This window comes from Kumtagia sp. (genome assembly GCF_059502445.1).
On the sequence record NZ_JCACER010000009.1, the window covers coordinates 55,892 to 82,618 of the forward strand.

Here is a 26,727-nt window from a genome sequence, read left to right on the forward strand (position 1 = left end):
GAGGGGGAGATGAACGCCATGACCGATCTCGGCCTCTACCGCCACCTCGACGAGATGGCGCCGTGGAACGACCGGCTGCAGGTGCTGGAGGTGGTCGCCGTCACCGACGAGGCGCCGGACGTCAAGACCTTCACCTTCCGCTCCGACGCGCAGACCTGGTTCCGCTACAAGCCCGGCCAGTTCGTGACGCTGGAGCTGCCGGCGCCGGACGGCCCGCTGATGCGCACCTATACGCTGTCGTCGTCGCCGTCGCGGCCGTTCTCGATCGCCGTCACGGTCAAGGCGCAGGCGGGCAGCGTCGGCACGCGCTGGATGTTCGACCATTTCCTCCCCGGCATGCGCGTCAGGGCCTTCGGTCCCGTCGGGGATTTTTCGCACCACAACCATCCGGCGGCGAAATATCTGTTCATCTCAGCCGGCTCTGGCGTCACCCCGATGATGTCGATGCTGCGCTGGCTGAACGACTGCGCCCCATGGACCGACGTCGCCTTCGTCAACTGCGCCAGGCGGCCGGAGGAGATCATTTTTCGGAAGGAGCTGGAGCTGCTCGGCGGCCGCATGCCGGGCCTGTCGCTCGGCTTCCTCATCGAGGAGCGCTCCAGCCGCGAGAGCTGGTTCGGCCATATGGGCCGCATCGACGCGGTGCGGCTGCCGCTGCTTTCGCCCGACTTCCGCGAGCGCGAGGTGTTCTGCTGCGGCCCCGAGCCGTTCATGCGCGCGGTGCGCGACATGCTGGAAGCCGCCGGCTTCGACATGGCCCGCTATCATCAGGAGAGTTTTGGCGCGCCACCGGTCGAAGCCCTGCCGGCGCCCTTCGCCGACACGGCCGAAGGCGCTTCGGAAGGCGAGGCGGGGGCCTCGATACCCGTCCGCTTCAGCGTCTCCGGGGTGGAGGGCCGGTGCCTGTCCGGCCAGACGGTGCTGCAGGCAGCCCGCGCCGCCGGCGTGCGCATCGCCGCCGCCTGCGAGTTTGGCCTGTGTGGCACCTGCCGGGTCAGGAAGGTGTCGGGCGAGGTCGAGATGCAGCACAATGGCGGCATCCTCGACGACGAGATCGCAGAAGGTTTTATCCTCGCCTGCTGCTCCAGGCCGCTGTCGGCCCTGGAGATCGAGGCGTGAGCGCGGGCGAAATATTTGGCCGTGCGCTCCGGTCGGCACCACTGCCGGAACCCGAGGACGTCTTCATGGAATGGCTGGTCTCTCTTCCGCGCGGCGCCGATCTGGAAGCCGCGGCGCTGCGGCAGATCGGGCTGATCGACCGGCGGGCTCCGCTCGGCCCGCAAGGTCTGCGGCTGCGCGCGCTGTTCGCCGCCGTGGCGGTTCCGGAGATCGGCCCGAAGCCGGCGGCCGTCCCCCGGGCGGGCGCCCGGCTTCCTTGCTAAGCACGGCGATCCCTCTATCCTGTCGCGGGTGATGCCCGTGCGGGAGGTAGACGATGCTGCGAATCCACAAAGTTCCCGTCGACGACATCTACGTGCCGGTGGGACGGCGCAAGACGCTCCACCCGCAGACGGTGCGGCTGCTCGCCGAGGACATCCTAGAAAACGGCCTGAAGGTGCCGATCCAGGTGCGCCATGACGGCAAGCGGCACATTTTGGTCGAGGGCCTGCACCGGCTGGAGGCGGCGAAGTGGCTCGGCGAGACCGAGATCAACGCCTATTTGGTGCAGGCGCGCCGGCATTGACCGGACTGTCCGGCCCCGGCGCCGATGGCGGAACGCGCCGGGCTTTCGGTCCGGGTGGTGTGGGATTTGTTGATCGACTTCGACGTCCCGAAGCCAAAGCCGGTGAAGACGCACCCGGATGGTTGGGGAGGCACAGCCAAATCCGAGATGCGCAAGAACATCGGCATCACGGGGCGAAGTTTTTTGCCAACCCATGTCGGCACCAGGCCTATCCGCGCGTCCTCGGGACATCACGAGAACGACAGCCCATTCCGAGGAGCCAGACATGCTGAAGTCCACCCTGATCGCCCTTTTCGCCTCGGCCGCGGCCGTGCTGGCCATGCCGGCCGTCGCGGCCGCCGAGGAAGCCAAGGCGCAGCAGGCTGAAACGGTGACCGCGCCGGCGCCGGCCAGGAGCGGCCGCATCGCGGTGAACGGCATCGACTATTATTACGAAGTGCATGGCGCGGGCGAGCCGCTGCTGCTGCTGCATGGCGGGCTGGGCTCGACCGGCATGTTCGGACCCGTGCTGCCGGCCCTGGCGCAAGGCCGCACCGTCATCGGCGTCGACCTGCAGGGCCATGGCCGCACCACGCTGGGCGACCGGCCGATCGACTTGAAAGCCATCGGCGACGACCTGGCGGTGATCGTCAGGGAGCTCGGCTACGACAAGGTCGACGTGCTCGGCTATTCCTTCGGCGGCGGCGCCGGCTTGCGGCTCGCGGTTCAGCACCCCGATCTGGTGCGGCGCCTGGCTGTTGTCTCGGCCGGTTTTGCGCAGGACGGTTTTTATCCGGAGATGCTGCCGCAGCAGGCCGCCGTCGGCGCCGCGATGGCCGATATGATGAAGGACACGCCGATGTACCAGTCCTACGTCGCGATCGCGCCGAAGCCGGAGGATTTTCCAAGGCTGCTCGACCGCATGGGCGAGTATATGCGCAAGCCCTATGACTGGTCGGAGGACGTGAAGACGCTGAAGATGCCCGTCATGCTGGTCTATGGCGACAGCGACATGTACCGGCCCGAGCACATCGTGAAATTCTACCAGCTGCTCGGCGGCGGCCTGAAAGACGCCGGCTGGATGCGCGAGACCATGTCGCAGAACCGGCTGGCGATCATCCCCAACCGCACCCACTACGACGTCTTCTTCGCTCCCGAGCTGGCGACAACGGTCCGGCCATTTCTCGACGGCGAGACCAGGGTGAAGAGCTGGGACGAACTGGTGAAGGAGGGGCAGTGACATCCGCTGTCGCAGCCGTTCCATCGACGGCTTGCAGTTGGTACCCATCTAGCGATCGCGGAGACCTGCGCGCCAGAATGCGGTTCCCCGCCTCCACGGGAAACGCTATCCTGTCGCCGCAATACGGCGGTAGGTGGCGGGGATGGCGAGATATGAAGGCGGGTGTCTGTGCGGCGCGGTGCGCTATTGCGCTGAGGCGGCGCCGATCAACCAGCGCGTCTGCCACTGCCGGCTCTGTCAGAAGGCGATCGGCGCCGCATTCAACGCCCGCCTGCTGTTCCGCATCGAGGATGTCGCCTTCGACGGGCTGGTGGCGACCGTGCATTCCTCGCCCGACTTGAAGCGCGGTTTCTGCGCCAACTGCGGCACCACCATCTTCTCGCGCCGCGACGCCGCCGGCATTCTGGGCATCACCAGCGGCTCGCTCGACGACCCGTCGCTGTTCAGGCCGCAGATGCACATCTTCACCGCCTCCAGGCAGCCCTGGGTGAGGATCGACGACGGCCTGCCGCAATACGAGCAGGGCCCGCCGCCGGGCTGAGCGGATCTGCCGAAGCATCTCGCGTTTCACGCGGCGTTGCGGGCCAAGGTCGGCTGATTCGCGCATTCCGCTGGCCTGCATCGGCCCGCGGGTGTACTCTTCGCTCTCGGATGGGTCGGCCGACAGGGCTGGCCACGCGACCAGCCGGCGGTGTGGCGAGGAGCCGGTCACCGGCGCGCCGCGGTTGTCGCTCCGCAGGCGCGCCAAACCTCCCGCCGCTTGTCCCGCGCCGGTCGCCACGGCAGCGACGCGAAAGGAGACGGCGATGGGTATCGCGCTTACCATGCAGGAATATCTGGAAGACAACCACGTCCCTTACGACGTCGGGCGTCACAGCAAGACCGGGTCGTCGGCGATGACGGCGCAGGCCAGCCACGTGCCCGGCGGGGCGCTGGCCAAGGGCGTCGTGCTGAGATGGGACGGCAGCTACCTGCTGGCGGTGGTTCCGGCTTCGCGCCATGTCGACCTCGACAAGGTCTCCGCCCTGGTCGGCGAGCCCGTCGAACTCGCCAACGAGGACGAGGCGAGCGCGCTGTTCCCGGATTGCGACACCGGCGCCGTGCCGATCTTCGGCGCGCCCTACCGGGTGCCATGCGTGGTCGACGACCGGCTGGAGCGCCGAGACGACGTCTGGTTCGAGGGCGGCGACCACCGCACGCTCGTGCACGTCTCGGGCGACGGGTTCGGCCGGCTGATGTACGGCGTGCCGCACGGACGGATCAGCGGGTGAACGGGTTCGCTTCCGATAGAGGGATTTTCGGCGCGCGCGCCGTACCGCTCCTTGGCAGGGCGTCCCCGGCGACCAGCCAGTGCCTTCGTTCGGCAGAGTTGAATTCATTGGTGAGCGCACAGGGACTCGAACCCTGGACCTACTGATTAAAAGTCAGTTGCTCTACCGGCTGAGCTATGCGCTCCCACGGGGCGCGCGCGGCGCCCCCGAAAGTGCGGCGGACCATAGGGACAGCCGCTTGGGCGGTCAATCGCAAAAAATGCGGTTTTCGGTAATCCTCATCCGCGTAGCATGGCGACGATCCGCCACGGCAAGGTGATTGGAGCCGGGCGCGCTCCTTGTCTATATGCGGGCGGTCGAACGGGATACGGAAACATGGCGGTCGATGTCGGCTACCTGACGGCGGTGGGCGCGGGCGCGATCTCGTTCCTGTCGCCCTGCGTGCTGCCGCTGGTGCCGCCCTACCTCTGCTACATGGCCGGCGTGTCGGTCGAGGATTTCCGCAGCGATGCCCAGGTTGCCGCGCCGACGCCGGCGCGTCGCCGGCTGGCATTCACGGCAGTCGCCTTCGTGCTCGGCTTCTCCACCGTGTTCGTGGCGCTCGGCGCCGGCGCCTCCAGCATCGGCCGGCTGCTCAGGGTCTGGCAGGAGCCGCTGGCGATCGCCGCCGGCCTCGTCATCATCCTGATGGGGCTCAATTTTCTCGGCCTGATCAGGATTCCCTTCCTGTCGCGCGAGGCGCGCTTCCAGACGCGCGGCAAGCCGGCGAGCGCTGCGGCCGCCTATGTCATGGGCCTCGCCTTCGCCTTCGGCTGGACGCCCTGCATCGGCCCGGTGCTCGGACCGATCCTGACGCTGGCCGGCGGCAGCGCCACGGTCAGCGACGGGGCGCTGCTGCTCGCCGCCTATTCGCTCGGTCTCGGCATCCCCTTCCTCGTCGCCGCGCTGTTTTCGGGCGCATTCATGCGCTTCCTCGGGCGCTTCCGCGTCCATCTCGGGCGTGTCGAGAAGGCGATCGGCGCGCTGCTGGTCGTTGCCGGCGTGCTGTTCATGACCGGCGGCGTGCAGACGATGTCCTACTGGCTGCTCGAGACGTTTCCGGCGCTCGGCAGGCTCGGCTGAAGCGGCCTTCGCGGCCGTCATCAAGCCTGCTTTGTATCCGTTGTAAAAAACGGTGACCGGAGCGGGCGTTGGAAGCCGGCGCCGGCGATGCTAGAAGGGCGCGCCTCGAATCCTTTCCGCCGTCCCGCCAGGAAACCAAGAATGTCGTCGAGAAGCTGCCTGTCGATCGTCCTCGCAGCCGGTGAGGGCACCCGGATGAAGAGCAGCACGCCAAAAGTGCTGCACAGGATCGCCGGCCTGCCGATGCTGGCGCATGTGCTGAAGACGGCCGAGCAGGCAGGGGCCGAGCAGATGGCGGTCGTGGTCGGCCACGATTCGGATGCGGTGCGCAAGGCGGCCGCTTCCTTCGCCGCCGGGGCCGAAATATTCGTGCAGGAGCCGCGCCTCGGCACCGCGCATGCGGTGCTTGCCGCCCGCGAGGCCATCGCGCGCGGCTTCGACGACGTGCTGGTGATGTTTTCCGACACCCCGCTGATCGATGCCGGCGCGCTGATGCTGGCGCGCGCCAGGCTGGCGGAAGGGTTTGCGGTGGCGGTGCTGGGTTTCCGCACCGACCGGCCGACCGGCTACGGCCGGCTGATCGAGGACGGCGACGCGCTGGTCGCCATCCGCGAGGAAAAGGACTGCTCGCCGGCCGAAAAGCTGATCACCTTCTGCAACAGCGGCCTGATCGCGATTTCCGGGGCGCATGCGCTCAGCCTGCTCGACGGGATCGGCAACGACAACGCCAAGGGCGAATTCTACCTCACCGACATCGTCGCGCTCGCGAACCGGGCGGGGCTGAAGGCGGTCGCCATCGAGACGCCGTTCGAAAGCACGCTCGGCGTCAACACGCTGGCCGAGCTGGCCGAAGCCGAGGCGGTATGGCAACGCCGCCGCCGCCGCGAGGCGATGCTGGCGGGGGTGACGCTGGTGGCGCCCGACACCGTCTATTTCTCCCACGACACCGAGATCGCCGCCGACGCCTATGTCGAGCCGAACGTCTTCTTCGGTCCGGGCGTCAGGGTGGCGGGCGGCACGGTCATCCATGCCTTCAGCCATATCGACGGCGCCGACATCGGCCCCGGCAGTCATGTCGGGCCGTTCGCGCGGCTGCGGCCCGGCGCCACGCTCGCGGAAGGGGTGAAGGTCGGCAATTTCTGCGAGATCAAGAAGGCCAATATCGAGGCCGGCGCCAAGGTCAACCACCTGGCCTATGTCGGCGATGCGCGCGTCGGCGCCGGGGCGAATGTCGGCGCCGGCGTCATCACCTGCAACTATGACGGCTTCAACAAGGCTTTCACGGATATCGGCCGGGGCGCCTTCATCGGTTCCAATTCGGCGCTGGTCGCCCCGGTCAGCATCGGCGAGGGCGCCAACGTCGCTGCCGGCAGCGTCATCACCGAAGACGTCCCGGCGGACGCGCTGGCGTTCGGGCGGGCCCGCCAGAAGAACCTGCCGGAACGCGGACGCCGGCTGCGCGAGCGTCTGGCCTCGACCAAAAAATAGCCGGCCAACGATAACGGTTTGGAAGGTCCTGCCCAATAGACTTGTGCCGACAGCTCGCTGTCATCATCTGACACCGAAATTGATTATCATCCGCCGGACAGCTTCTTCTAAGGAAAGCGGAAGCTATTTTAAGTAGATCGGGGGTTTTCTCATGTGTGGCATTGTCGGAATCGTCGGCCAGTCGCCGGTCGCGCCGCTGATCGTCGATGCGCTGAAGCGCCTGGAATATCGCGGCTATGATTCGGCCGGCGTCGCCACCATCGAGGGCGGGACGCTGGCGCGGCGGCGCTCGCAGGGCAAGCTGATCAATCTGGAGCGCCGGCTCGGCGAGGAGCCGCTGGGCGGGCGAATCGGCATCGGCCACACGCGCTGGGCCACCCACGGCGTGCCCAACGAGGCCAACGCGCATCCGCATTTCTCCAACGGCGTGGCGATCGTCCACAACGGCATCATCGAGAATTTCGCCGAGCTGCGCGCCGAGCTGATGGCCGACGGCTACGTCTTCCATTCGCAGACCGACACCGAGGTCGTGGCGCATCTGATAGCCCGCGAGATCGCTCGCGGCGCCAATTCGGTCGAGGCCGCCTATCGCGCCCTCAGGCGGCTGGAGGGCGCCTTCGCCCTTGCCATCATGTTCAGCGACGACGAGGACCTGATCATCGGCGCGCGCAACGGCCCGCCGCTGGCGGTCGGGCATGGCGAGGGCGAGATGTTCCTCGGCTCGGACGCCATCGCGCTTGCCCCCTTCACCAACGCCATCACCTATCTGGAGGACGGCGACTGGGCGGTGCTGCGCCGCGACAAGGTCACCATCTTCGACATGGACCGCAACGAGGTGCGGCGCGACCGCCAGCAATCGCTCGGGACCAGTTTTCTCGTCGACAAGGGCAACCACCGGCACTTCATGGAGAAGGAGATCCATGAGCAGCCGGAGGTGATCTCGCATACGCTGGCCCACTATCTCGACTTCGTCGAGGGAACCACGCGCGCGCTCGACCTGCCGTTCGAGTTCAAGAACCTCGACCGAATCGCGTTGTCGGCCTGCGGCACCGCCTTCCTCGCCAGCTCGATCGGCAAGTACTGGTTCGAGCGGCTGGCCCGTCTGCCGGTCGACGCCGACATCGCCTCGGAATTCCGCTACCGCGAGATGCCGCTGTCGAAGAACAGCGCCGCGCTGTTCGTCTCGCAGTCGGGCGAGACGGCCGACACGCTGGCCTCGCTGCGCTACTGCCGCAGGGAAGGCATCCCGATCGGCGCCATCGTCAACGTGCGCGGCTCGACCATCGCGCGCGAGGCCGACGTGACGCTGCCGACCCTGGCCGGTCCGGAGATCGGCGTCGCCTCGACGAAGGCGTTCACCTGCCAGCTCTCCGTGCTCGCCTCGCTCGCCGTGCGCGCCGGCGTCGAGCGCGGCACGATCTCGCCCGAGCAGGAGAGGGTCCTTGTCCGCCATCTCGCCGAGGCGCCGCGCTACGCCAGCCAGGTGCTCAAGCTGGAAAGCCAGATCGAGGCCGTGGCGCACGAGCTGGCACGCTACCGCCACGTGCTCTATCTCGGCCGTGACACCAACTATCCGCTGGCGATGGAAGGCGCGCTGAAGCTCAAGGAAATCAGCTACATCCATGCCGAAGGGTATGCGGCGGGCGAGCTCAAGCACGGGCCGATCGCGCTGATAGACGAGAAGATGCCGGTGATCGTGATCGCGCCGCATGACCGCATCTTCGAAAAAACCGTGTCGAACATGCAGGAGGTCGCGGCGCGCGGCGGCAAGATCATCCTGATCACTGACAAGAAGGGCGCCGAGCACGCCACCATAAACGCGATGGAGACCATCGTGCTGCCGGACGTGCCGGAGATCATCACGCCGATCATCTATTCGCTGCCGATCCAGATGCTCGCCTATTTCACCGCCGTGGTGATGGGCACCGACGTCGACCAGCCGCGCAACCTCGCCAAGTCGGTGACGGTCGAATAGCGGCTTGAAACGTTCGTGAGGCGGCGGCGTTGTGGATTGTATCGCCGCCTCGGGAATGCTCTATTCCGGCGGTTCACAAACTCTCGGGCCCCGGATGAGCGACGCTCCGATCTCCCTTTCCGGCATGACGCGGATCAGGAACTACTTCCTGACCGGCGTGGTCGTGTGCGCGCCGCTGGCGATCACCGCCTATCTCGCCTGGAGCTTCATCCATTGGGTCGATTCCTGGGTGAAACCCTACCTGCCTTCGGCCTACAATCCCGATAACTACCTGCCCTTCGCGGTACCGGGCGTCGGCCTGATCGTGGCGCTGGTGCTGATCACGCTGATCGGCTTCCTCACCGCCAACATCATCGGCCGCTCGATCATCCGTTTCGGCGAGGGGCTGGTCGGCCGCACGCCGCTGGTGCGCGGCATCTACCGCGCGCTGAAGCAGATATTCGAGACGGTTCTCTCCAACAAGAACGAGATGTTCCGCACCGTCGGCCTGGTCGAATATCCGCGCACCGGGGTCTGGTCGCTGGTGTTCGTGGCCGGCGAGAAGGAGACCGAGATCAACGTCAGGCTGGACAAGCCGGGCGACCCGCTGGTCGCCGTGTTCATGCCGTGCACGCCCAACCCGACCACCGGCTTCCTGATGTATGTGCACAGATCCGAGATCGTGACGCTCGACATGAGCATCGAGGACGGCGCCAAGCTGATCGTCTCGGCCGGGCTGGTGGCGCCCGAATACAAGCGCAAGGTCGTCACAACCAAGGGTGAGCCCATCGACATCTCGCTCGCCAACCCGACACTGGAGAATCTTCGTACCGGCTCGTCCCGGCCGCACAGGTAGCTGGTCAGCCGGCGCGCAGCAGCCGCACCGCCTCGTCGCGGCCGAACAGGTAGAGCAGGGCGCGCACCGCCTCGCCGCGTTCCGAGGTCAGGCCGGGGTCGCGCGTGAGCAGCAGCCTGGCGTCGTCGCGGGCGATCTCCAGCAGATCGGCATGGAATTCCAGCCGCGCCACCTGAAAGCCCGGCGTGCCGGACTGGCGCGTGCCCAGCAACTCGCCTTCGCCGCGCAGCTTCAAGTCCTCCTCGGCGATGCGGAAACCGTCCTCGGTCTCGCGCATCACCGACAGCCGGCCGGTCGCGGTCTCGCCGAGCGGCGGCTTGTAGAGCAAGACGCAGGTCGAGGCCTTGGATCCGCGCCCGACCCGGCCGCGCAATTGGTGCAGCTGCGCCAGGCCGAAGCGCTCGGCATGCTCGATGACGATGATGGTGGCGTCGGGCACGTCGACGCCGACCTCGACCACCGTGGTGGCGACCAGCACGCGCGTCTCGCCCGCCTTGAAGGCGCGCATCGCCTCGTCCTTGTCGCGGCCCGACATGCGGCCATGCACGAGCCCGACAGCGGTATCCAACTCACGTTGAAGCGCCGTGTGGCGTTCCTCCGCCGAGGTCAGCTCGACCTCCTCCGATTCCTCGACCAGCGGGCAGATCCAGTAGATCTTCTGCCCCTCAGCCAGCGCGTCGGCGATGCGGCCGACCAGCTCGTCGTAGCGCTCGAAGGGCAGGGTGACCGTGCGGATCGGCTGGCGGCCCGCCGGCTTCTCGGTCAGCCGCGACACGTCCATGTCGCCGAAGGCGGTCAGCACCAGCGTGCGCGGGATCGGAGTGGCCGTCATCACCAGCATGTCGGGCGCCTCGCCCTTGGCCGTGATGGCGAGCCGCTGGTGCACGCCGAACCGATGCTGCTCGTCGACCACGGCGAAGGCCAGGTCGCGGAACCGCACTGTCTCCTGGAACAGCGCATGGGTGCCGACGACGATGTCGATCGCGCCGCTTTCCAAGCCGTCGAGGATCGCCGCCCGCTCGCGGCCCTTTTCGCGGCCGGTGAGCACGGCGACGCTGAGGCCGGCCTTCGCCGCAAGCGGGGCGATGGTGGTCAGATGCTGGCGCGCTAGAATCTCGGTCGGCGCCATCAGCGCCGCCTGTCCGCCGGCCTCCACCGCGCGCGCCATGGCAAGCAGCGCCACCACCGTCTTGCCGGAGCCGACGTCGCCCTGCAGCAATCTCAGCATGCGGTCGGGCTTTGCCATGTCGGCATCGATCTCGGCCAGAGCCTGCTCCTGGGAGGCGGTGAGCCGGTAGGGCAGGGCGGCTCGCAGGGCGGCGATGCGGGTGCCGTCGCCGACGAGCGGCCGGCCGGCGCGCTTGTGGACATTGGCGCGCACCAGCGCCAGCGACACCTGGCCGGCAAGGATCTCGTCATAGGCGAGCCGCCGCCACGCCGCCGCCTCCGGCGAGACATCGATCGGCTCGGCGGGATTGTGGATGCGCCGCAGCGCCTCGGCGAAGCTCGGAAACGTCTGACGCCTGAGCACGTCCGGGTCCTGCCACTCCGGCAGCTCCGGCAGGCGCGCCAGCGCCTGGCCGATGGCGCGGCGCAGCACCTTGGCATGCAGCCCGGCGGTCAGCGGATAGACCGGCTCGACCAGCGGCAGGTTTTCCGTCTGGCCGACCGTCGCGATGTGGTCGGGATGCACCATGGAAGGGCGGCCGTTGAACCAGTCCATGCGGCCGCTCACCACCACGTCCCCGCCGATCGGCAGGCTGCGTTCCAGCCAGGCGGCGTTGGCGTGGAAGAAGGTCAGCGCGATCTCGCCCGTCTCGTCGAAGGCATAGACGCGGTAGGGCACGGAGCGGTTTCCACGCGGCGGCGGCTGGTGCCGGTCGACGCGCAGCTCCAGCGTGACGATGGCACCCTGCGGCGCCAGAGCCACGCCCGGCCGGTTGCGGCGGTCGATGATGCTGTTGGGCAAGGTGAAGAGAAGGTCGCCGGCGCGTGCCGGGCGTGCAGTCAGGTCGGCCGGCACCACGTTCTCGATGAGAGCGCCGACCTTAGGACCGACGCCGTCGAGCGAGGTGATGGGGACGAACAGCGGATCGAGCAGGGAAGGGCGCATCTTCACCCTCCCCCTGGTGGGGAGCGTCGATCCGCGAAGCGGATCGGAGTGGGGGAGACGGCAGCATGCCCTTGTTGACCCCCACCCCGGGCCTGCGGCCCGACCCTCCCCACAAGGGGGAGGGTAAAGCGGCGGCGCGGTCGCGGCCAATCTCCCCCCTTGCGGGGGAGATGTCCGGCAGGACAGAGGGGGGTGCGACAAGGCGCGATATTCACACGAAAGCGGTTCACCGTCTGGATGTTAGGCTTCACTGCTGACAGCGCAAGGCTGACACCATCGTCTATCCACGCTATATGCGCCGCTCTGCACAGGGCGCCCCGATGACCGGAACCACACCCTCCAGCCACGATCTGGATCCCCGCCGGCGAAAGCTGCTGTTCCGCTCATGGCATCGCGGCATGCGCGAGACCGACCTGATCCTCGGCTCGTTCGCCGATGCCCGCATCCATGCCTTGACCGAGGCCGAACTCGACCAATATGAGGGGCTTCTCGACATTCCCGACACCGTGCTCCTGCCGTGGATCACCGGAGAGCAGCCGGTGCCGGACAGGCTCCAAAGCGAAATCCTGCAAAAGATCGTCGCCTTTCGCCAGGCGATGACGTTCCGATAAGCCATGCCCCTGACCGAAAAACTCGGCCTGCGCAAAGACCGCACCGGCGCTGTCATGATCGACGGCGTCGCCGAAGGTTTTGAGGCCTTCGCCCTCGCCACCCTGTCGGCGGAAGCCGCGCCGGACGGTCCCGTCGTCTTCGTGGCGCGCGACGGCCAACGCCTGCCGATGATCGCCGATGCGCTTACCTTTGCCGCGCCGGACCTGCCGGTGCTGGAATTCCCGGCCTGGGACTGCCTGCCCTACGACCGCGTCTCGCCCGGAGCCGATGCGACGGCGCGCCGTGTCGAGGCGATGACCGCCATGGCCGCACTTGCCAAGAGCCCGCACCGCGCCGTGATCCTGACGACGGCCAACGCGCTGGTGCAGCGCATGCCGCCTCGCGCCGTCGTCGAAGCGCAGACGTTCCGCGCCAGGACCGGCAACCAGGTCGACATGAAGGCGCTGATCGAGCGGCTGGAGACGTCGGGCTTCGACCGTGTCGCCACCGTCCGAGAAGTCGGCGAATATGCGGTCCGCGGCGGCATCCTCGACCTGTTCGCGCCCGGCGCGCCCGACGCGCTGCGCCTCGACTTCTTCGGCGACACGCTGGATTCGATCCGCGCCTTCGACGTCGCCACCCAGCGCACCACCGGCCAGCGCACCGAGATCGTGCTGCAGGCGATGAGCGAGGTGGCGCTGACGGCCGAGACCATCAGCCGCTTCCGCCGCAGCTATATCGAGGCCTTCGGCGCGCCGAACCGCGACGACGCGCTTTATGCGGCCGTCAGCGAGGGCCGCCGCTTCGCCGGCATGGAGCACTGGCTGCCCTTCTTCTACGATCGCCTGGAGACGCTGTTCGACTATGTGCCGGACGCGCCCTTCGTCTTCGACCATCTGGCGCGCGAGGCGATCGGCGAGCGCCATACCTTGATCGAGGACTATTACCAGGCCCGCCACGGCCAAGTCGCCGGGGCGATGAAAGACGCCGTGCCCTACCGCCCGGTGCCGCCGGCGCTGATGTATCTGACGCCCGACGACATCGCCGCCGCCTTGCCCGACCGGCTGTCGGCGGAGTTCACGCCCTTCGCCGCGCCGGACGCCGGCGGCCGCCAGGTTCTGCATGCCGGCGCGCGGCAGGGCCGCGGCTTCGAGCTTGAGCGCGCCGATCCCAACGCCAACGTCTTCCAGGCGGCCGTCGATCACATCGCCGCGCTGCGCGCCGGCCGGCGCAAGGTCGTCGTCGCTGGATGGACGGAAGGCTCGCGCGACCGGCTGGCGCAAATTCTGGGCGAGCATGGGCTCGGCAATCTGAAGCCGGTGGCGACGCTGGCCGAGGTCGAAAAGCTCTCGGCCGGGCAGGCGGGCCTGACGGTCCTGCCGCTCGAATCCGGCTTCGAGACCGATGCCTTTGCCGTCATCGCCGAGCAGGACATTCTGGGCGACCGCCTTGTCCGCCGGCACAAACGCAGGAAGGCCGCCGACTTCATAGCGGAAGCCTCGTCGTTGTCGGCGGGCGACATCGTCGTGCACAGCCAGCACGGCATCGGCCGCTTCGTCGGCCTGAAGACCATCGAGGCGCTCGGCGCGCCGCATGACTGCCTGGAGCTGCATTATGCCGGCGACGACCGGCTGTTCCTGCCGGTCGAGAACATCGAGCTTCTGTCCCGCTACGGCTCGGACGGCTCCGAGGCTGCCCTCGACAAGCTCGGCGGCGGCGCCTGGCAGGCGCGCAAGGCGAAACTGAAGCGCCGGCTGCTGGAGATGGCCGGCCAGCTGATCCGGCTGGCCGCCGAGCGGCAGATGCGCGGCGCGCCCGCCTTTAACCCACCGGCCGGCGTCTATAGCGAGTTCGCCGCCCGCTTCCCCTATGAGGAGACCGACGACCAGCAGCGCGCCATCGACGCCGTCATGGACGACCTTGCCGCCGGCAAGCCGATGGACCGGCTGATCTGCGGCGACGTCGGCTTCGGCAAGACGGAAGTGGCGCTGCGTGCAGCATTCCTCGCCGCAATGGAGGGATTCCAGGTGGCGGTGGTCGTGCCGACCACGCTTTTGTCGCGCCAGCATTTCAAGACCTTCACGCAGCGCTTCTCCGGCCTGCCGCTGGTCATCCGCCAGGCGTCGCGCATGGTTCCGGCCAAGGAGCTGGCCGAGACCAAGAAGGGCATCGCCGACGGCAGCGTCGACATCGTCGTCGGCACGCATGCCCTGCTCGGCTCGTCGATCAGCTTCAAGCGGCTCGGCCTGCTGATCATCGACGAGGAGCAGCATTTCGGCGTCAAGCACAAGGAGCGGCTGAAGGAGCTCAAGAGCGACGTGCATGTGCTGACGCTGTCGGCCACGCCGATCCCGCGCACATTGCAGCTGGCGCTCACCGGCGTGCGCGAGCTGTCGCTGATCGCTACGCCGCCGGTCGACCGGCTGGCGGTGCGCACCTTCATCTCGCCCTTCGACCCGCTTGTCATCCGCGAGACGCTGCTGCGCGAGCGCTATCGCGGCGGCCAGAGTTTTTATGTCGTGCCGCGCATTTCCGATCTTCCCGAAATCCGCGAGTTCCTGCATTCGTCGGTGCCGGAGCTGAAGGTCGCCACCGCCCACGGCCAGATGCCGCCGGGCGAGCTCGACGACATCATGAACGCCTTCTACGACGGCCAGTACGACGTGCTCCTGTCCACCACCATCGTCGAATCCGGGCTGGACATCCCGACCGCCAACACGCTGATCGTGCACCGCGCCGACATGTTCGGCCTCTCCCAGCTCTACCAGCTGCGCGGCCGCGTCGGACGCTCCAAGACGCGGGCCTATGCGCTGTTCACGCTGCCGGCCAACCGGAAGCTCACAGACACCGCCGATCGGAGGCTTAAGGTGCTGCAATCGCTCGACACGCTCGGCGCCGGCTTTCAGCTCGCCAGCCACGATCTCGACATCCGCGGCGCCGGCAATCTGCTGGGCGAGGAGCAGTCCGGCCACATCAAGGAGGTCGGCTTCGAGCTCTACCAGCAGATGCTTGAGGAGGCGGTGGCGGAGATCCGCGGCACCGGCGAGGTGTCGGACGGCGACTGGTCGCCGCAGATCGCCATCGGCACGGCTGTGATGATCCCGGAAGGCTACGTTCCGGACCTGCAGCTCAGGCTGGCGCTCTACCGCCGCCTGGCCGATCTCGACACGCCGGAAGAAATCGACGGCTTCGCCGCCGAGCTGATCGACCGTTTCGGGCCGCTGCCGCAGGAGGTCGAGCACCTGATGAAGATCGTCTTCATCAAGGGCCTGTGCCGGAAAGCCAATGTCGAGAAGCTGGACGCCGGGCCGAAGGGCGTGGTCATCCATTTCCGCAAGCGCGAATTCGCCGATCCGGCCGGTCTGGTGCGCTATATCGGCGAGCAGGGCTCGATGGCGAAGATCCGGCCGGACCAGAGCGTCGTCTTCATCCGCGACTGGCCGAACGCCGACAAGCGTCTCGCCGGCTCGGCCGTGGTGATGACGCAGCTGGCGCGGCTGGCGACGAAGGCGGCCTGACGCGGCTCGCGGGCATTGAAGTCAAGACTCGGGTCGGCGGCATCCGGCCGAAGGCCGATTGTTATCAGGCAGGTTTGCCGGCTTCGCCAAGCGAAACGGCACTGCCGGACAGCACCTATCGCCGCCAGACCGCGAAAAAATCCGCGCCGGCCGCTTATGCTTAGCTTCTCGGGCCCGGCCGAGGTGCCGTCACGACGTGTCGGGGCGCTGCAAGGCGTCGAAGGCAAGCCCGTGCAGTTCGTTCAGCACCTCGCGCACCTCGTGGTCGGGCTTTCGCCGCCAGCCCGGCGGCCGGCCGGGCTTCAGCGGCCTTGTCCGGCGAAGCCGGCGCGTGCCGGTTTCCCGCTCCTGCGCGAGGGCGGCGTCATGGCGCGCCCGCCAGCGGGCGAAACGTCTCGCCTGGCCCGGCAGGTCGTCGAGCGCGGCGGCCAGCGCCTGCAGCCGCAGGACGAGGCGCGTCGCGCTCACGGGGTCGTCAGGCGACGGCGGCGGCGGGATGCGGAACGGCTCGCTGTAGCCGGGAAAGGAGATGCGCGGCACGCTCCTGGGGACCCACCAGGCACGGCCGCTCCAGGGCCGGGGCATGCGCAGCGGATCGAGCAGGGGCAGCGATGGGACGCGCCGTGCGGGGTTTTGCGCAGGCGGCGGCATGCCGGGACGGCCGGCCTTGCGCGGCATCGCCGGCCTCGGCTTGCTGGGGCACGGCGCCGGCAAGGTCACAACCAGGCCGCGCGCCGCCACGATGATCAGCCGCCGCACCGCCGCCTCGGCCGGATGCAGCAATTTGACCACGGCCCGGTGGAGGCGGCGCGGCAGGGTAAGGGAAGGGGACAGTGCGGGGGACAGTTCACTTTTTTCGGCCCGCGCCACCTCTTCACCGCTGCCGCCTTTCCGCCGAAAGAAAGTGAACTGTCCCCCGAGTTCCCTGGAGTCCAACCCGGCCATGGCGATGAGCATGGCGAGGATACGCTTCAGCGCCTCGCGATTTCTCTCGATTGCCACGGTCCAGTCCATTGCCGCTCCTTTCCAGCACGGGCGGCGAAAGTATCGCTCCGGCAGGGAGGGGCGGGGATAAACTCGGGGAAAATAATCCTGACAAATACTGACAATGGCAGCCAGGAGCGAGCCTGGCATGAGTTGCCGGGACGGCTCGTCACCGGGCAGCACGGACAAGCGTCTGCCGTCACCGCGGCATGGATTTCGGCTCGCGGGCGCCATGCCGCACGCCGACTATAATGACTTCCTGATCCGTCACTTCGTAGAAGATGAGATAGGGGTAGGGCGTCGCTGCGATGCGTCGCAGGTGACGATTGGTTGTCCGTCGCCCGCTGTGAGGCTGCTGGACCAGAAGGTCGAGGATCACTTGAATACGCCGCTATACGCGTCGCGCGCCTTGGGGCGATTGTTTATCTATGTAGGCGAGAATGCGGACGAGTTCGGCGGCTGCTCTTGGTGTGTAGCGAAGCCTCACAGCCCGCATTTCGCCCAGATGGCGCGTACCTCGTCCTCGCTCGCGAATTCACGGCGAGCGGCTTGCGCCAGCGATTCGGACAGGGATGCCTCTTCCTCGGCCGTGAGCTGAACTGGCGGTTGTTCTTCGCCGGCCAACTCGAGGACAAGGCGGGCAATGTCGTCCTGAACCGATGCAGGGAGATTGCGGGCGGCCTCTACCGCGCGGTCGAAAAGCTGCGTCATCGCCGCATTATGGCGTGGACGACTGTCCAAGGGAAGCCTTCCCCTTCTCCGCCGCCACCTGCCTGATCGCATCCACCAGCGTTTCCGTCTCCTGCGCGCCCATCACCGCATAGCGGCTGTCGAGCAGGAAGCAGGGCACGCCGGTGATGCCCATACTCGAAGCCGTCGCCACCTCCGTCTCCACAGCCTCGCGGTCGGCGTCGGTGGCCAGCATCGCTTCGACGACGGCGGCGTCCATGCCGGCCTCGCGTGCGGCCTGCACCAGCACGGCGTGGTCGCCGATGTTGCCGCCTTCCTCGAAATAAAGGGCGAACAGCCGCTTGACGAGGCGGTTCTGCGCGTCCGGCGCGCCGCTGGCGGCCCAGCGGATGAGGCGGTGCGCGTCGAGGGTGTTGGGCGCCACCTTTATGGCGTCGAAGGCGAAGGATATGCCCTCGGCCTCGCCCAGCGGCTCGATGCGCTGGTGGATCTGGCGGATGCGCTCCTCGCTGCCGAACTTCGCCAGCATGTATTGCCTGCGATCCGTGCCTTCCGGCGGAACGGTGGGGTCGAGCTGGAACGGCCGCCAGTTCACCGTGACGTCGATGTCGGCCAGGCCGGCGATCGCGCTTTCCAGACGCTTCTGGCCGACATAGCACCAGGGACAGACGACGTCGGACACCACGTCGACGGTTACGGACTGCCGTTCGCTCATCGAATGTCTCCCGGTTTCAGTTGGGTGCTCGTACCTTCAGTTAGGCTTCCGCCACCATGTCGGCAACTGGTAGCCGTAGAGCGACGTTTCGGCCGGGTGTTCCAGATAGGTCCAGTAGGCGAGATACTGTTTTGGATTGTACTGCATCGGCACCATGTAGGCGCCCGAGATCAGCAGCCGGTCGAGCGCCCTGACCGCGGCGACGTAGTCGTCCTTGTCGCGGGCGTTGAGCATGGCCTGCATCGTCGCGTCGATGGCCGGGTCCGCCACCCCCGCAAGGTTGAACGAGCCCTCGACATTGGCCGATTCCGAGCCCCAGCGGAAAGTCTGCTCGATGCCCGGCGACAGCGATCCGAGGAAGCCGGTGGCGCCGATCAGCACGTCGAAATTGAAGCGCTGCTTGCGCATCTGGATCTGGTCGGCCTCCAGCGTGCGGATCGAGACGGCGATGCCGATCCTGGCCAATGTGCGCTGGTAGACGGCGGCAAGCCGCTGCTCGCTGTCGGAGGAGGTCAGGATCTCGAAGGCGAGCGGCTGGCCGTCGGGGCCGACGAGCGCGGCACCGTCGAGCCGATAGCCCGCCGTCTTCAGCAGGTCGAGCGCCGCCTTCAGCGCCTTGCGGTCGCGCCCCGAGCCGTCGGTCACGGCCGGCCGCCAGCTTCCGTCCATCACCTCGGGCGTCACCGCGTCGGGGTAGGGGGCGAGAAGGGCCTTTTCCCTGTCGCCGGCCGGCCGGCCGAGTGCCGAGAGTTCCGAATTCTGCCAATAGCTCGCCAGCCGGTCGTAGCGGCCGTCGAACATGTTCTTGTTCACCCATTCGAAGTCGTACAGCATGGCCAGCGCCCGGCGCACGCGCGGGTCGGAAAATTTCGGCAGCCGCGTGTTGAACAGGAAGCCGGTGACCACCGGCGGCACGCCCATGGTGAACTCGCCGACGGTGGCGCGGCCGTCCTTGAGCGCGGGGAAGTCGAAGTCGCGCTTCAGCTTGAGCGGGTCGGCGACGGGATAGACCGAGCAGATGCCCTTCTTGAACGCCTCGAACAGCGAGTTCTCGTTGAGGAAATACTCGATGGCGATGCTGTCGAAATTGTCGAAGCCGCGCTTGGAAGGCAGGTCGCGCGCCCAGTAGTCGGGGTTGCGCTTGTAGACGATGCGCTGGCCGGCAACGACCTTGTCGATGGTGTAGGGCCCGCTGCCGACGATCGGGTCGAGGGTGGTGTGGTCGAACGTCTCCTTGTCGAAGCCGTGCTTCGGCAGGATCGGCGTCATCGCGACGATCAGCGGGAATTCGCGGTCGGCCCGGTCGTTGAAGGTGAAGCGCACCGACAGCGGGCCGGTCTTCTCCAGCCTGGCGATGCCCTTCATCCGGTCGCTGTAGGGCGGCCGGCCCTTTTCCGTGAAGACCTCGTAGGTGAAGATGACGTCTTCCGGCGTCACCGGGCGGCCGTCCGACCATTTTGCCTTCGGATCGAGATTGAAGGTCGCCACCTTGCGGTCGGGCGTGATGTCGACCGATTCAGCCAGCAGGCCGTAGAGCGAGAACGGCTCGCCCAGGTTGCGCTGCATCAGCGGCTCGAAGACGAGGTTGCCGTAGATCGTGTCGATCACGCCGCGCGCCGTGGTGCGCAGGCTCCTGATGATGAACGGGTTGAGGTTGTCGAAGCTGCCGACCACGCAATAGGTGATGCCGCCGCCCTTCGGCGCGTCGGGATCGGCATAGGGGAAATGCGTGAAATCGGCGGGCAGGGCCGGCTCGCCCTGCATGGCGATGGCGTGCTTCGGCTCCGCCACGGCGGACGCCGGCATGGCAATGGCGGCAAGCGCTGCGCAGAGCGCGAGAAGGGGACGTCGCATGGCGGAAATCCGCAGGGATCACGATGATTCGTGTTCCACACTACCATGATGTCGTTAATATGGGGCCGGTTGGCCGGTGCTCGGAGGCGGCGCCTTCCTGGCTGACCCCGCGCGTTTGTTGCGCTCCGAGGCTGGATTTACGGCGCCGACGGCTGTACAGGCGTGCCCGAGTCATGCTGTTGCCGCATTTGCGCAACAGGTAGCCGCCATGCACGGCGCTTCACGCCGTTCCGGATCATTGAGAGGAAAGGTCAAGATGACGAGCTCGAAAACCGACAGGTTCCGTCTTTCGGTGCTGTCCGCAGGCGTCGTCGGGTTGCTCGCCACGGGTCTTGCCCCGGCGTCGGCTCAGCAGCAGCAGCAGCTTCCGCAGGGCTGGTTCAAGGCCTGCACGAAGCAGGAGGAAGTCGACATCTGCAACGTGCAGAACATCATCACCGCATCCAACGGACAATTGGTGACCGGCATCAGCCTGATCGAGCTGAAGGGCAAGATCAACCGCAAGGTCTTCCAGGTGACCGTGCCGACCGGGCGCCTCGTGCCGCCCGGCATTGGCTTGCAGGTCGACAACGGCAAGGCGCAGAAGCTCGACTACGTCATCTGCTTCCCGGACCGTTGCGTCGCCGAGGTCCAGCTTTCCGACCAGCTCGTCGGCAACTTCAAGAAGGGCTCGGAGCTCACGCTGACCTCCGTCAACTTCCAGAACCAGCCCAATCCGGTGAAGGTGTCGCTGCAGGGCTTCACCGGCGCCTATGACGGCGCGCCGCTGCAGCAGTCCGACATCGAGGACCGCCAGAAGAAGCTCCAGGAATTCGTTTCGAAGAACAACGAGGACTTCGCCAAGAAGCTCAAGGAAGAGCAGGACAAGGCGAAGACCGCCAACTGACATCGACGCAAACGGACGGACGATACAGAAAGAAGCGGGGCGTCGTCCCCGCTTTTTTGATGCGCCGCGGCAGGCGAGGCCGCAGGGCGAGGCCAGTCGGGCACGCGGCAAATCGACAGCCGGCTCACGAGCCGCGAAGCGGCCGCCTTTCGCGGGGCCACAGCACGTCGTTTCGGCTCGGACACAGATACGGTGCGACGGGAAATGCCGCCGCCTCTCGCGGCCGCGCGCACGTCGTTTCTCCGCGTTCCGTCAAAAGTAGCTGAAAAATCTGCACAAAAAAAATGCAAGGCACAAGGCCTTGCAATTTTAACGCGTCCGATCTGCTTTCCGGTGTCCGGCGGCAGCAATTTCTCGCGCCTAGATCGCATCCTCCCAAGACTTGACCGCGTAGGAAAGCGAATTGCTCATCGCCTTCTCGGTTATGTGGAGGCACCTTAGAACAAGGGAGGACAAATTGTCACGGAAAATTTTGACGGGAAACAGCCTTTGATGTGCTGCACTGCACAATAGAACGGCATTCCTTGCACGAAAAAAAGACAGTTGTCCCGAGGCCCGGCGGAGCGCTTCGGACGGCCGGGTTTTCTTCCTGTCATGAAATCGCTATGAAGCGCGTGCAGACCCTCCCGCCTGCCGCCGATTCCGGCGCCTTTCCAGCACCAACGGACCTTTCATGCGGCTGTCGCGCTATTTCCTGCCGATCCTCAAAGAAACGCCCCGCGAGGCCGAGATCGTGTCGCACCGGCTGATGCTGCGCGCCGGCATGATCCGCCAGCAGGGGCAGGGCAGCTTCTCCTGGCTGCCGCTGGGCAAGCGGGTGCTCGACAAGGTGTGCCGCATCGTGCGCGAGGAGCAGGATCGCGCCGGCGCGTTGGAGATCCTGATGCCGACGATCCAGTCGGCCGAGCTGTGGCGCGAGAGCGGCCGCTACGACGACTACGGCAAGGAGATGCTGCGCATCAAGGACCGCCAGGACCGCGACATGCTGTTCGGCCCGACCAACGAGGAGATGGTGACGGAAATCTTCCGCTCCTACGTCAAGTCGTACAAGGACCTGCCGCTCAACCTCTACCATATCCAGTGGAAGTATCGCGACGAGGTACGGCCGCGCTTCGGCGTGATGCGCAGCAGAGAATTCCTCATGAAGGACGCCTATTCCTTCGACCTCGACTACGAGGGCGCCAGGGCGGCCTACAACCGCATGTTCGTGTCCTATCTCAGGACGTTCACGCGGCTGGGGCTGCAGGCGATCCCGATGCGCGCCGACACCGGCCCGATCGGCGGCGACCTCAGCCACGAGTTCATCATCCTGGCCGACACCGGCGAGAGCCAGGTCTTCTGCCAGCGCGATTTCCTGTCGCTGCCGGTCCCCGGCGAGGATACCGACTTCAGCGACGACGCCGAGATCGGCGGCATCGTCAAGGAGTGGACGACGCCCTACGCGGCGACCGACGAGATGCATGACGAGGCCGCGTGGGAGCGGATACCCGAGGCCGAACGGCTGTCGGCGCGCGGCATCGAGGTCGGCCATATTTTTCATTTCGGCGAAAAATACTCGAAGCCGATGGGCGCCAAGGTGGCGGGGCCGGACGGCAAGGACCATTTCGTCTCGATGGGCTCCTACGGCATCGGCCCGTCGCGCCTGATCGCGGCCATCATCGAGGCGAGCCATGACGAGAACGGCATCATCTGGCCGGAATCGGTGGCGCCCTTCGACGTGGCGCTGATCAACATGAAGGCCGGCGACGCCGATTGCGACAACGCCTGCGACGGCCTCTACGCGGCGCTGACGGCGGCGGGCCGCGACGTGCTCTACGACGACACCGACCAGCGGCCGGGCGGAAAATTCGCGACCGCCGACCTGGTCGGCCTGCCCTGGCAGGTGATCGTCGGCCCGCGCGGCGCGGCGAGCGGCGAGGCCGAGATCAAGAAACGGGCGACCGGCGAGCGCAGCACCGTGCCGCTGGCCGAGGTGGTGGCGCGGCTTTCGGGCAAGTCGGCATGACGGACAAGAAGTCGGCCGGCGCATCGGCCGGGGCCGGGGCGTTCTCGCCCTTCGAGCGCATGGTCGCCTGGCGCTATCTGCGCTCGCGCCGCAAGGAGACGGTGATCTCGGTCATCGCCTCGATCTCCTTCTTCGGCATCATGCTGGGCGTGGCGACGCTGATCATCGTCATGGCCGTCATGAACGGCTTCCGCGCCGAGCTGCTCACCCGCATCCTCGGCATCAACGGCCATGTCATCCTGTCGCCGGTCGACCTGCCGCTCGACGACTACGAAGCCATCGCCACGCGCATCGACGGCGTGCCGGGCGTCCGCTACGCCATCCCGATGGTCGACGGCCAGGTCTTGGCCTCCGGCATCGCGGGGCCCGGCAGCGGCGCGCTGGTGCGCGGCATGCGCGGCGCCGATCTGGCCCGGATCACGCTGGTCGCCAACAACATCCGCCAGGGCTCGCTGGTCGGCTTCGACACAGGCGAGGGCGTCGCCATCGGCCAGCGCATGGCCGACAATCTCGGCCTGGTGCTCGGCGACACGATCACGCTGGTCTCGCCGGAAGGCGACGCCACGCCATTCGGCACCACGCCGCGGGTAAAGACCTATCCGGTGACGGCGATCTTCGAAGTGGGCATGTCGGAATACGATTCCTCGATCATCTTCATGCCGCTCGGCGAGGCGCAGCTCTATTTCAACCTGGAGCGGCAGGCGCAGACCATCGAAATCTTCGTCGACAACCCGGACGGCGTCGACGCGCTGAAGCCGCAGATCGAGGAGGCGGCGGGGCGCCCCGTCTACCTGTCCGACTGGCGCCAGCGCAACCAGACCTTCTTCTCGGCGCTGCAGGTCGAGCGCAACGTCATGTTCATGATTCTTACGCTGATCGTGCTGGTGGCGGCGCTCAACATCATCTCCGGGCTGATCATGCTGGTGAAGGACAAGGGGCACGACATCGCCATCCTGCGCACCATGGGCGCCACGCGCGGCGCCATCCTGCGCATCTTCCTGATGACGGGTGCGGCGATCGGCGTCGCCGGCACAGTCGCCGGCGTGGTGCTCGGCGTCGTCGTCTGCCTGAACGTCGAGAAGATCAGGCAGTTCTTCTCCTGGCTCTCCGGCACCGAGCTGTTCAGCCCGGAACTCTATTTCCTCAGCCAGCTGCCGGCCCGCATGGACTTCAGCGAGACGATGACCGTCGTCCTGATGGCGCTGGTGCTTTCCTTCATAGCGACCATCTTTCCGGCCTGGCGCGCCGCGCGGCTCGATCCGGTCGAAGCGCTGCGGTACGAATGACATGGCTGCCGACGTCGTCATCGAACTGAAGGCGGTCGAGCGCCACTACGTGCAGGGCCAGCGCAAGCTGACCATCCTCAACGGCGTCGATTTCTCGCTGCATCGCGGCGAGATGGTGGCGCTGGTGGCGCCGTCCGGAACCGGCAAGTCGACGCTGCTGCACACCGCCGGCCTGCTCGAGCGGCCGGATGCCGGCGACGTCATCCTGGCGGGCCGCGCCTGCGGGCGGCTCTCCGACGACGAGCGGACGGCCATCCGCCGCAACGACATCGGCTTCGTCTACCAGTTCCATCACCTGCTGCCGGAGTTCTCGGCGGTGGAGAACATCATGATGCCGCAGCTGGTGAAGGGGCTGCCGGCGACCGAGGCGCGGACACGCGCCATGCAGCTGCTCGACTACATGCAGATCGCCAAGCGCGCCGAGCACCGGCCGGCGGAGCTGTCGGGCGGCGAGCAGCAGCGCGTGGCGATCGCCCGGGCCGTCGCCAATGCGCCGCTGGTGCTGCTTGCCGACGAGCCGACCGGCAATCTCGACCCGACGACGGCCTCCTACGTGTTCGACGCGCTGTCGGCGCTGGTGCGCCAGTCCGGCCTGGCGGCGCTGATCGCCACCCACAACCACGAGCTGGCGCGCCGCATGGACCGCCGCGTCACCCTGTCCGAGGGGCACGTCGTGCCGCTGTGACGGCGGGGAATTGCGGGCATTTATTCTTCCGTTCGCGGGGCCGTGTGAGCGGGCTGTCGCATAAAGAAAGTAGGCTGCCGTCTCCGCTCCACATTGCCTTTTGCAGCACTTTGGCTAAGACGGGCGCGAAAATTCAATCGATCCAATCCGGAGGGACTTCATGACGGCGATCGTCGACATCATCGGCCGCGAGATTCTCGACAGCCGCGGCAACCCGACCGTCGAGGTGGACGTGGTGCTGGAGGACGGGTCGATGGGCCGCGCCGCGGTCCCCTCCGGCGCCTCGACCGGCGCGCATGAAGCCGTCGAGCTGCGCGACGGCGGCGCCCGCTATCTCGGCAAGGGCGTCGAGCGTGCGGTCGAGGCCGTCAACGGCGAGATATTCGAAGCGATCGGCGGCATGGAGGCGGAGAGCCAGATCGCCATCGACGCCACCATGATCGAGCTCGACGGCACGCCCAACAAGGGCCGGCTCGGCGCCAACGCCATCCTCGGCGTGTCGCTGGCAGTCGCCCGCGCCGCCGCCGAAGCCTCCGACCTGCCGGTCTACCGCTATGTCGGCGGCGCTTCCGCCCATGTGCTGCCGGTGCCGATGATGAACATCATCAACGGCGGCGCCCATGCCGACAATCCGATCGATTTCCAGGAGTTCATGATCATGCCGGTCGGCGCGCCGTCGCTGCGCGAGGCCGTGCGCTGGGGTTCGGAGATCTTCCACACGCTGAAGAAGGGCCTGAAGGAAGCCGGCCACAACACCAATGTCGGCGACGAGGGCGGTTTCGCCCCCAATCTGAAGAGCGCGCAGGCAGCACTCGACTTCGTCATGGGCTCGATCGAGAAGGCCGGCTTCAAGCCGGGCGAGGAGGTGGCGCTGGCGCTCGATTGCGCGGCCACCGAGTTCTTCAAGGACGGCAACTACGTCTATGAGGGCGAGAAGAAGACCCGCGATCCCAAGGCGCAGGCGAAGTATCTGGCAAAACTCGCCGCCGACTATCCGATCATCTCGATCGAGGACGGTCTTGCCGAGGACGACTGGGAAGGCTGGAAAATCCTGACCGACCTGATCGGCAAGAAGACGCAGCTGGTCGGCGACGATCTGTTCGTCACCAACACGGCGCGGCTGCGCGACGGCATCAAGATGGGCGTCGCCAACTCGATCCTGGTCAAGGTCAACCAGATCGGCTCGCTGTCCGAGACCCTCGACGCGGTCGAGACCGCTCACAAGGCCGGCTATACGGCCGTCATGTCGCACCGCTCGGGCGAGACCGAGGATTCGACCATCGCCGATCTGGCGGTGGCCACCAATTGCGGGCAGATCAAGACCGGCTCGCTGGCCCGCTCCGACCGCACCGCGAAATACAACCAGCTCATCCGCATCGAGGAGGAACTGGGCAAGCAGGCGCGTTATGCCGGCCGGGGCATTTTGAGGGGGTAGAGGCTGTTGCCGGCATCTTCTCCCCGTCCTTCACGGGGAGAAGATGCCAGCAGGCAGATGAGGGGACGGCCCTGACCTCGAAGATTGCGCAGCCCCTCACCTTAGCCTCTCTCCGTGAAGGACCTGTCGGATTCACGCATTTCGCTGGCGACGGGCGATGCCAAGTGCCGATTGCCGTGACCGCCTCTGGCTTCGCCACCGTCGAGACCTGTTGAGATGGACGGCGCCCGACGGCATCAAATGTGCCAGAGTGAGGTCGTCAGATATCAAACAGGGAGCCGTCCACCCAACAGGTCTCGGAGGCGGCGAAGTCAAAGCCGGCGAAGACGTTTCTGCCCACCACAACTCTGCTGCCGACATGTGCCTATGCC

The 26,727-nt window shown here is 66.9% G+C and carries 23 protein-coding genes and 1 tRNA gene; 17 read left to right on the forward strand and 7 right to left on the reverse strand.

Going from position 1 to position 26,727, the window contains the following annotated elements; all coding sequences use genetic code 11:
* The first annotated feature begins 18 nt into the window (after positions 1–18).
* From AC5JDC_RS03895 to AC5JDC_RS03920, 6 genes are all read left to right on the forward strand, one after another.
* A complete protein-coding gene (locus AC5JDC_RS03895) occupies positions 19–1,119 on the forward strand; it encodes an FAD-binding oxidoreductase (protein WP_495839397.1) in 1,101 nt (366 codons plus the stop codon).
* Positions 1,120–1,184: 65 nt separating this feature from the next.
* On the forward strand, positions 1,185–1,382 hold the full coding sequence (locus AC5JDC_RS03900) for a hypothetical protein (RefSeq protein ID WP_495839275.1): 198 nt from the start codon (positions 1,185–1,187) through the stop codon (positions 1,380–1,382).
* A 53-nt stretch (positions 1,383–1,435) separates the two neighbouring features.
* Complete coding sequence (locus AC5JDC_RS03905) at positions 1,436–1,684, forward strand: ParB N-terminal domain-containing protein (RefSeq protein ID WP_106771145.1); 249 nt, start codon at positions 1,436–1,438, stop codon at positions 1,682–1,684.
* A gap of 265 nt (positions 1,685–1,949) precedes the next feature.
* Positions 1,950–2,903, forward strand: coding sequence for an alpha/beta fold hydrolase (locus AC5JDC_RS03910; RefSeq protein WP_495839278.1), 954 nt, complete (start codon positions 1,950–1,952; stop codon positions 2,901–2,903).
* 142 nt (positions 2,904–3,045) lie between these two features.
* Positions 3,046–3,444 carry a GFA family protein gene (locus AC5JDC_RS03915; RefSeq protein ID WP_495839280.1) on the forward strand — a complete coding sequence of 133 codons (399 nt, stop codon included), beginning with the start codon at positions 3,046–3,048 and terminating at the stop codon, positions 3,442–3,444.
* Between the two features lie 265 nt (positions 3,445–3,709).
* Positions 3,710–4,174, forward strand: coding sequence for an aminoacyl-tRNA deacylase (locus AC5JDC_RS03920; protein WP_495839282.1), 465 nt, complete (start codon positions 3,710–3,712; stop codon positions 4,172–4,174).
* A gap of 108 nt (positions 4,175–4,282) precedes the next feature.
* On the opposite strand, the gene AC5JDC_RS03925 is transcribed toward AC5JDC_RS03920, so the two are convergent.
* A tRNA-Lys gene (locus tag AC5JDC_RS03925) sits at positions 4,283–4,358 on the reverse strand.
* A 191-nt stretch (positions 4,359–4,549) separates the two neighbouring features.
* Here AC5JDC_RS03925 and AC5JDC_RS03930 point away from each other — a divergent pair.
* From AC5JDC_RS03930 to AC5JDC_RS03945, 4 genes are all read left to right on the forward strand, one after another.
* Positions 4,550–5,296 carry a cytochrome c biogenesis CcdA family protein gene (locus AC5JDC_RS03930; protein ID WP_495839284.1) on the forward strand — a complete coding sequence of 249 codons (747 nt, stop codon included), beginning with the start codon at positions 4,550–4,552 and terminating at the stop codon, positions 5,294–5,296.
* 141 nt (positions 5,297–5,437) lie between these two features.
* Entirely contained in the window at positions 5,438–6,784 is a 1,347-nt protein-coding gene (gene glmU / locus AC5JDC_RS03935) for a bifunctional UDP-N-acetylglucosamine diphosphorylase/glucosamine-1-phosphate N-acetyltransferase GlmU (protein WP_495839286.1), read from the forward strand.
* 151 nt (positions 6,785–6,935) lie between these two features.
* Positions 6,936–8,759: a glutamine--fructose-6-phosphate transaminase (isomerizing) gene (gene glmS / locus AC5JDC_RS03940; RefSeq protein ID WP_106771139.1), complete on the forward strand. Its 1,824-nt coding sequence runs from the start codon at positions 6,936–6,938 to the stop codon at positions 8,757–8,759.
* 94 nt (positions 8,760–8,853) lie between these two features.
* Complete coding sequence (locus AC5JDC_RS03945) at positions 8,854–9,594, forward strand: DUF502 domain-containing protein (protein ID WP_106771138.1); 741 nt, start codon at positions 8,854–8,856, stop codon at positions 9,592–9,594.
* A gap of 4 nt (positions 9,595–9,598) precedes the next feature.
* Here the strand turns inward: AC5JDC_RS03945 and recG are convergent, their stop codons facing one another.
* On the reverse strand, positions 9,599–11,707 hold the full coding sequence (gene recG / locus AC5JDC_RS03950; RefSeq protein WP_495839289.1) for an ATP-dependent DNA helicase RecG: 2,109 nt from the start codon (positions 11,705–11,707) through the stop codon (positions 9,599–9,601).
* Between the two features lie 320 nt (positions 11,708–12,027).
* On the opposite strand from recG, the gene AC5JDC_RS03955 reads away from it, so the two are divergent.
* Both AC5JDC_RS03955 and mfd read left to right on the forward strand, forming a co-directional pair.
* Positions 12,028–12,318 (forward strand): FAD assembly factor SdhE, encoded by a 291-nt coding sequence (locus AC5JDC_RS03955; RefSeq protein WP_495839291.1) that lies wholly within the window; start codon positions 12,028–12,030, stop codon positions 12,316–12,318.
* Between the two features lie 3 nt (positions 12,319–12,321).
* Positions 12,322–15,816 carry a transcription-repair coupling factor gene (gene mfd, locus AC5JDC_RS03960; RefSeq protein ID WP_495839293.1) on the forward strand — a complete coding sequence of 1,165 codons (3,495 nt, stop codon included), beginning with the start codon at positions 12,322–12,324 and terminating at the stop codon, positions 15,814–15,816.
* Positions 15,817–16,005: 189 nt separating this feature from the next.
* On the opposite strand, the gene AC5JDC_RS03965 is transcribed toward mfd, so the two are convergent.
* The 5 genes from AC5JDC_RS03965 to AC5JDC_RS03985 all read right to left on the reverse strand — a co-directional run bounded on the left by AC5JDC_RS03965 (position 16,006) and on the right by AC5JDC_RS03985 (position 20,059).
* Complete coding sequence (locus tag AC5JDC_RS03965) at positions 16,006–16,830, reverse strand: hypothetical protein (protein WP_495839295.1); 825 nt, start codon at positions 16,828–16,830, stop codon at positions 16,006–16,008.
* Between the two features lie 169 nt (positions 16,831–16,999).
* The gene (locus AC5JDC_RS03970) at positions 17,000–17,179 is read right to left on the reverse strand and encodes a type II toxin-antitoxin system RelE/ParE family toxin (protein ID WP_495839297.1); all 180 of its coding nucleotides are present in this window, start codon (positions 17,177–17,179) and stop codon (positions 17,000–17,002) included.
* A gap of 104 nt (positions 17,180–17,283) precedes the next feature.
* Positions 17,284–17,511: a hypothetical protein gene (locus AC5JDC_RS03975; RefSeq protein WP_495839299.1), complete on the reverse strand. Its 228-nt coding sequence runs from the start codon at positions 17,509–17,511 to the stop codon at positions 17,284–17,286.
* Positions 17,512–17,518: 7 nt separating this feature from the next.
* A complete protein-coding gene (locus AC5JDC_RS03980) occupies positions 17,519–18,205 on the reverse strand; it encodes a DsbA family oxidoreductase (RefSeq protein WP_495839301.1) in 687 nt (228 codons plus the stop codon).
* A 36-nt stretch (positions 18,206–18,241) separates the two neighbouring features.
* A complete protein-coding gene (locus AC5JDC_RS03985) occupies positions 18,242–20,059 on the reverse strand; it encodes an extracellular solute-binding protein (protein WP_495839303.1) in 1,818 nt (605 codons plus the stop codon).
* Positions 20,060–20,315: 256 nt separating this feature from the next.
* Between AC5JDC_RS03985 and AC5JDC_RS03990 the strand changes: the two genes are divergently transcribed.
* The 5 genes from AC5JDC_RS03990 to eno all read left to right on the forward strand — a co-directional run bounded on the left by AC5JDC_RS03990 (position 20,316) and on the right by eno (position 26,356).
* Positions 20,316–20,945: an invasion associated locus B family protein gene (locus tag AC5JDC_RS03990; RefSeq protein WP_495839305.1), complete on the forward strand. Its 630-nt coding sequence runs from the start codon at positions 20,316–20,318 to the stop codon at positions 20,943–20,945.
* A 673-nt stretch (positions 20,946–21,618) separates the two neighbouring features.
* The gene (proS, locus tag AC5JDC_RS03995; protein WP_495839307.1) at positions 21,619–22,950 is read left to right on the forward strand and encodes a proline--tRNA ligase; all 1,332 of its coding nucleotides are present in this window, start codon (positions 21,619–21,621) and stop codon (positions 22,948–22,950) included.
* Complete coding sequence (locus AC5JDC_RS04000; protein WP_495839309.1) at positions 22,947–24,236, forward strand: lipoprotein-releasing ABC transporter permease subunit; 1,290 nt, start codon at positions 22,947–22,949, stop codon at positions 24,234–24,236. The genes proS and AC5JDC_RS04000 overlap by 4 nt, the downstream gene beginning before the upstream one ends.
* A gap of 1 nt (position 24,237) precedes the next feature.
* Positions 24,238–24,921, forward strand: coding sequence for an ABC transporter ATP-binding protein (locus AC5JDC_RS04005; protein ID WP_495839311.1), 684 nt, complete (start codon positions 24,238–24,240; stop codon positions 24,919–24,921).
* Positions 24,922–25,081: 160 nt separating this feature from the next.
* Complete coding sequence (gene eno, locus AC5JDC_RS04010; protein WP_495839313.1) at positions 25,082–26,356, forward strand: phosphopyruvate hydratase; 1,275 nt, start codon at positions 25,082–25,084, stop codon at positions 26,354–26,356.
* The last annotated feature ends 371 nt before the right edge of the window (positions 26,357–26,727 follow it).

Excerpts from the sequence above, each read along its gene's own strand:
- AC5JDC_RS03965 (WP_495839295.1), bottom strand. The coding sequence starts at position 16,830 with ATGGACTGGACCGTGGCAATCGAGAGAAATCGCGAGGCGCTGAAGCGT.
- AC5JDC_RS03895 (WP_495839397.1), top strand. The coding sequence starts at position 19 with ATGACCGATCTCGGCCTCTACCGCCACCTCGACGAGATGGCGCCGTGG.
- AC5JDC_RS03910 (WP_495839278.1), top strand. The coding sequence starts at position 1,950 with ATGCTGAAGTCCACCCTGATCGCCCTTTTCGCCTCGGCCGCGGCCGTG.
- eno (WP_495839313.1), top strand. The coding sequence starts at position 25,082 with ATGACGGCGATCGTCGACATCATCGGCCGCGAGATTCTCGACAGCCGC.
- AC5JDC_RS03955 (WP_495839291.1), top strand. The coding sequence starts at position 12,028 with ATGACCGGAACCACACCCTCCAGCCACGATCTGGATCCCCGCCGGCGA.
- AC5JDC_RS04000 (WP_495839309.1), top strand. The coding sequence starts at position 22,947 with ATGACGGACAAGAAGTCGGCCGGCGCATCGGCCGGGGCCGGGGCGTTC.
- AC5JDC_RS03975 (WP_495839299.1), bottom strand. The coding sequence starts at position 17,511 with ATGACGCAGCTTTTCGACCGCGCGGTAGAGGCCGCCCGCAATCTCCCT.
- AC5JDC_RS03980 (WP_495839301.1), bottom strand. The coding sequence starts at position 18,205 with ATGAGCGAACGGCAGTCCGTAACCGTCGACGTGGTGTCCGACGTCGTC.
- AC5JDC_RS03990 (WP_495839305.1), top strand. The coding sequence starts at position 20,316 with ATGACGAGCTCGAAAACCGACAGGTTCCGTCTTTCGGTGCTGTCCGCA.
- AC5JDC_RS03920 (WP_495839282.1), top strand. The coding sequence starts at position 3,710 with ATGGGTATCGCGCTTACCATGCAGGAATATCTGGAAGACAACCACGTC.
- AC5JDC_RS04005 (WP_495839311.1), top strand. The coding sequence starts at position 24,238 with ATGGCTGCCGACGTCGTCATCGAACTGAAGGCGGTCGAGCGCCACTAC.
- AC5JDC_RS03905 (WP_106771145.1), top strand. The coding sequence starts at position 1,436 with ATGCTGCGAATCCACAAAGTTCCCGTCGACGACATCTACGTGCCGGTG.
- glmS (WP_106771139.1), top strand. The coding sequence starts at position 6,936 with ATGTGTGGCATTGTCGGAATCGTCGGCCAGTCGCCGGTCGCGCCGCTG.
- mfd (WP_495839293.1), top strand. The coding sequence starts at position 12,322 with ATGCCCCTGACCGAAAAACTCGGCCTGCGCAAAGACCGCACCGGCGCT.
- AC5JDC_RS03985 (WP_495839303.1), bottom strand. The coding sequence starts at position 20,059 with ATGCGACGTCCCCTTCTCGCGCTCTGCGCAGCGCTTGCCGCCATTGCC.
- AC5JDC_RS03945 (WP_106771138.1), top strand. The coding sequence starts at position 8,854 with ATGAGCGACGCTCCGATCTCCCTTTCCGGCATGACGCGGATCAGGAAC.
- AC5JDC_RS03900 (WP_495839275.1), top strand. The coding sequence starts at position 1,185 with ATGGAATGGCTGGTCTCTCTTCCGCGCGGCGCCGATCTGGAAGCCGCG.
- proS (WP_495839307.1), top strand. The coding sequence starts at position 21,619 with ATGCGGCTGTCGCGCTATTTCCTGCCGATCCTCAAAGAAACGCCCCGC.
- AC5JDC_RS03915 (WP_495839280.1), top strand. The coding sequence starts at position 3,046 with ATGGCGAGATATGAAGGCGGGTGTCTGTGCGGCGCGGTGCGCTATTGC.
- glmU (WP_495839286.1), top strand. The coding sequence starts at position 5,438 with ATGTCGTCGAGAAGCTGCCTGTCGATCGTCCTCGCAGCCGGTGAGGGC.
- recG (WP_495839289.1), bottom strand. The coding sequence starts at position 11,707 with ATGCGCCCTTCCCTGCTCGATCCGCTGTTCGTCCCCATCACCTCGCTC.
- AC5JDC_RS03930 (WP_495839284.1), top strand. The coding sequence starts at position 4,550 with ATGGCGGTCGATGTCGGCTACCTGACGGCGGTGGGCGCGGGCGCGATC.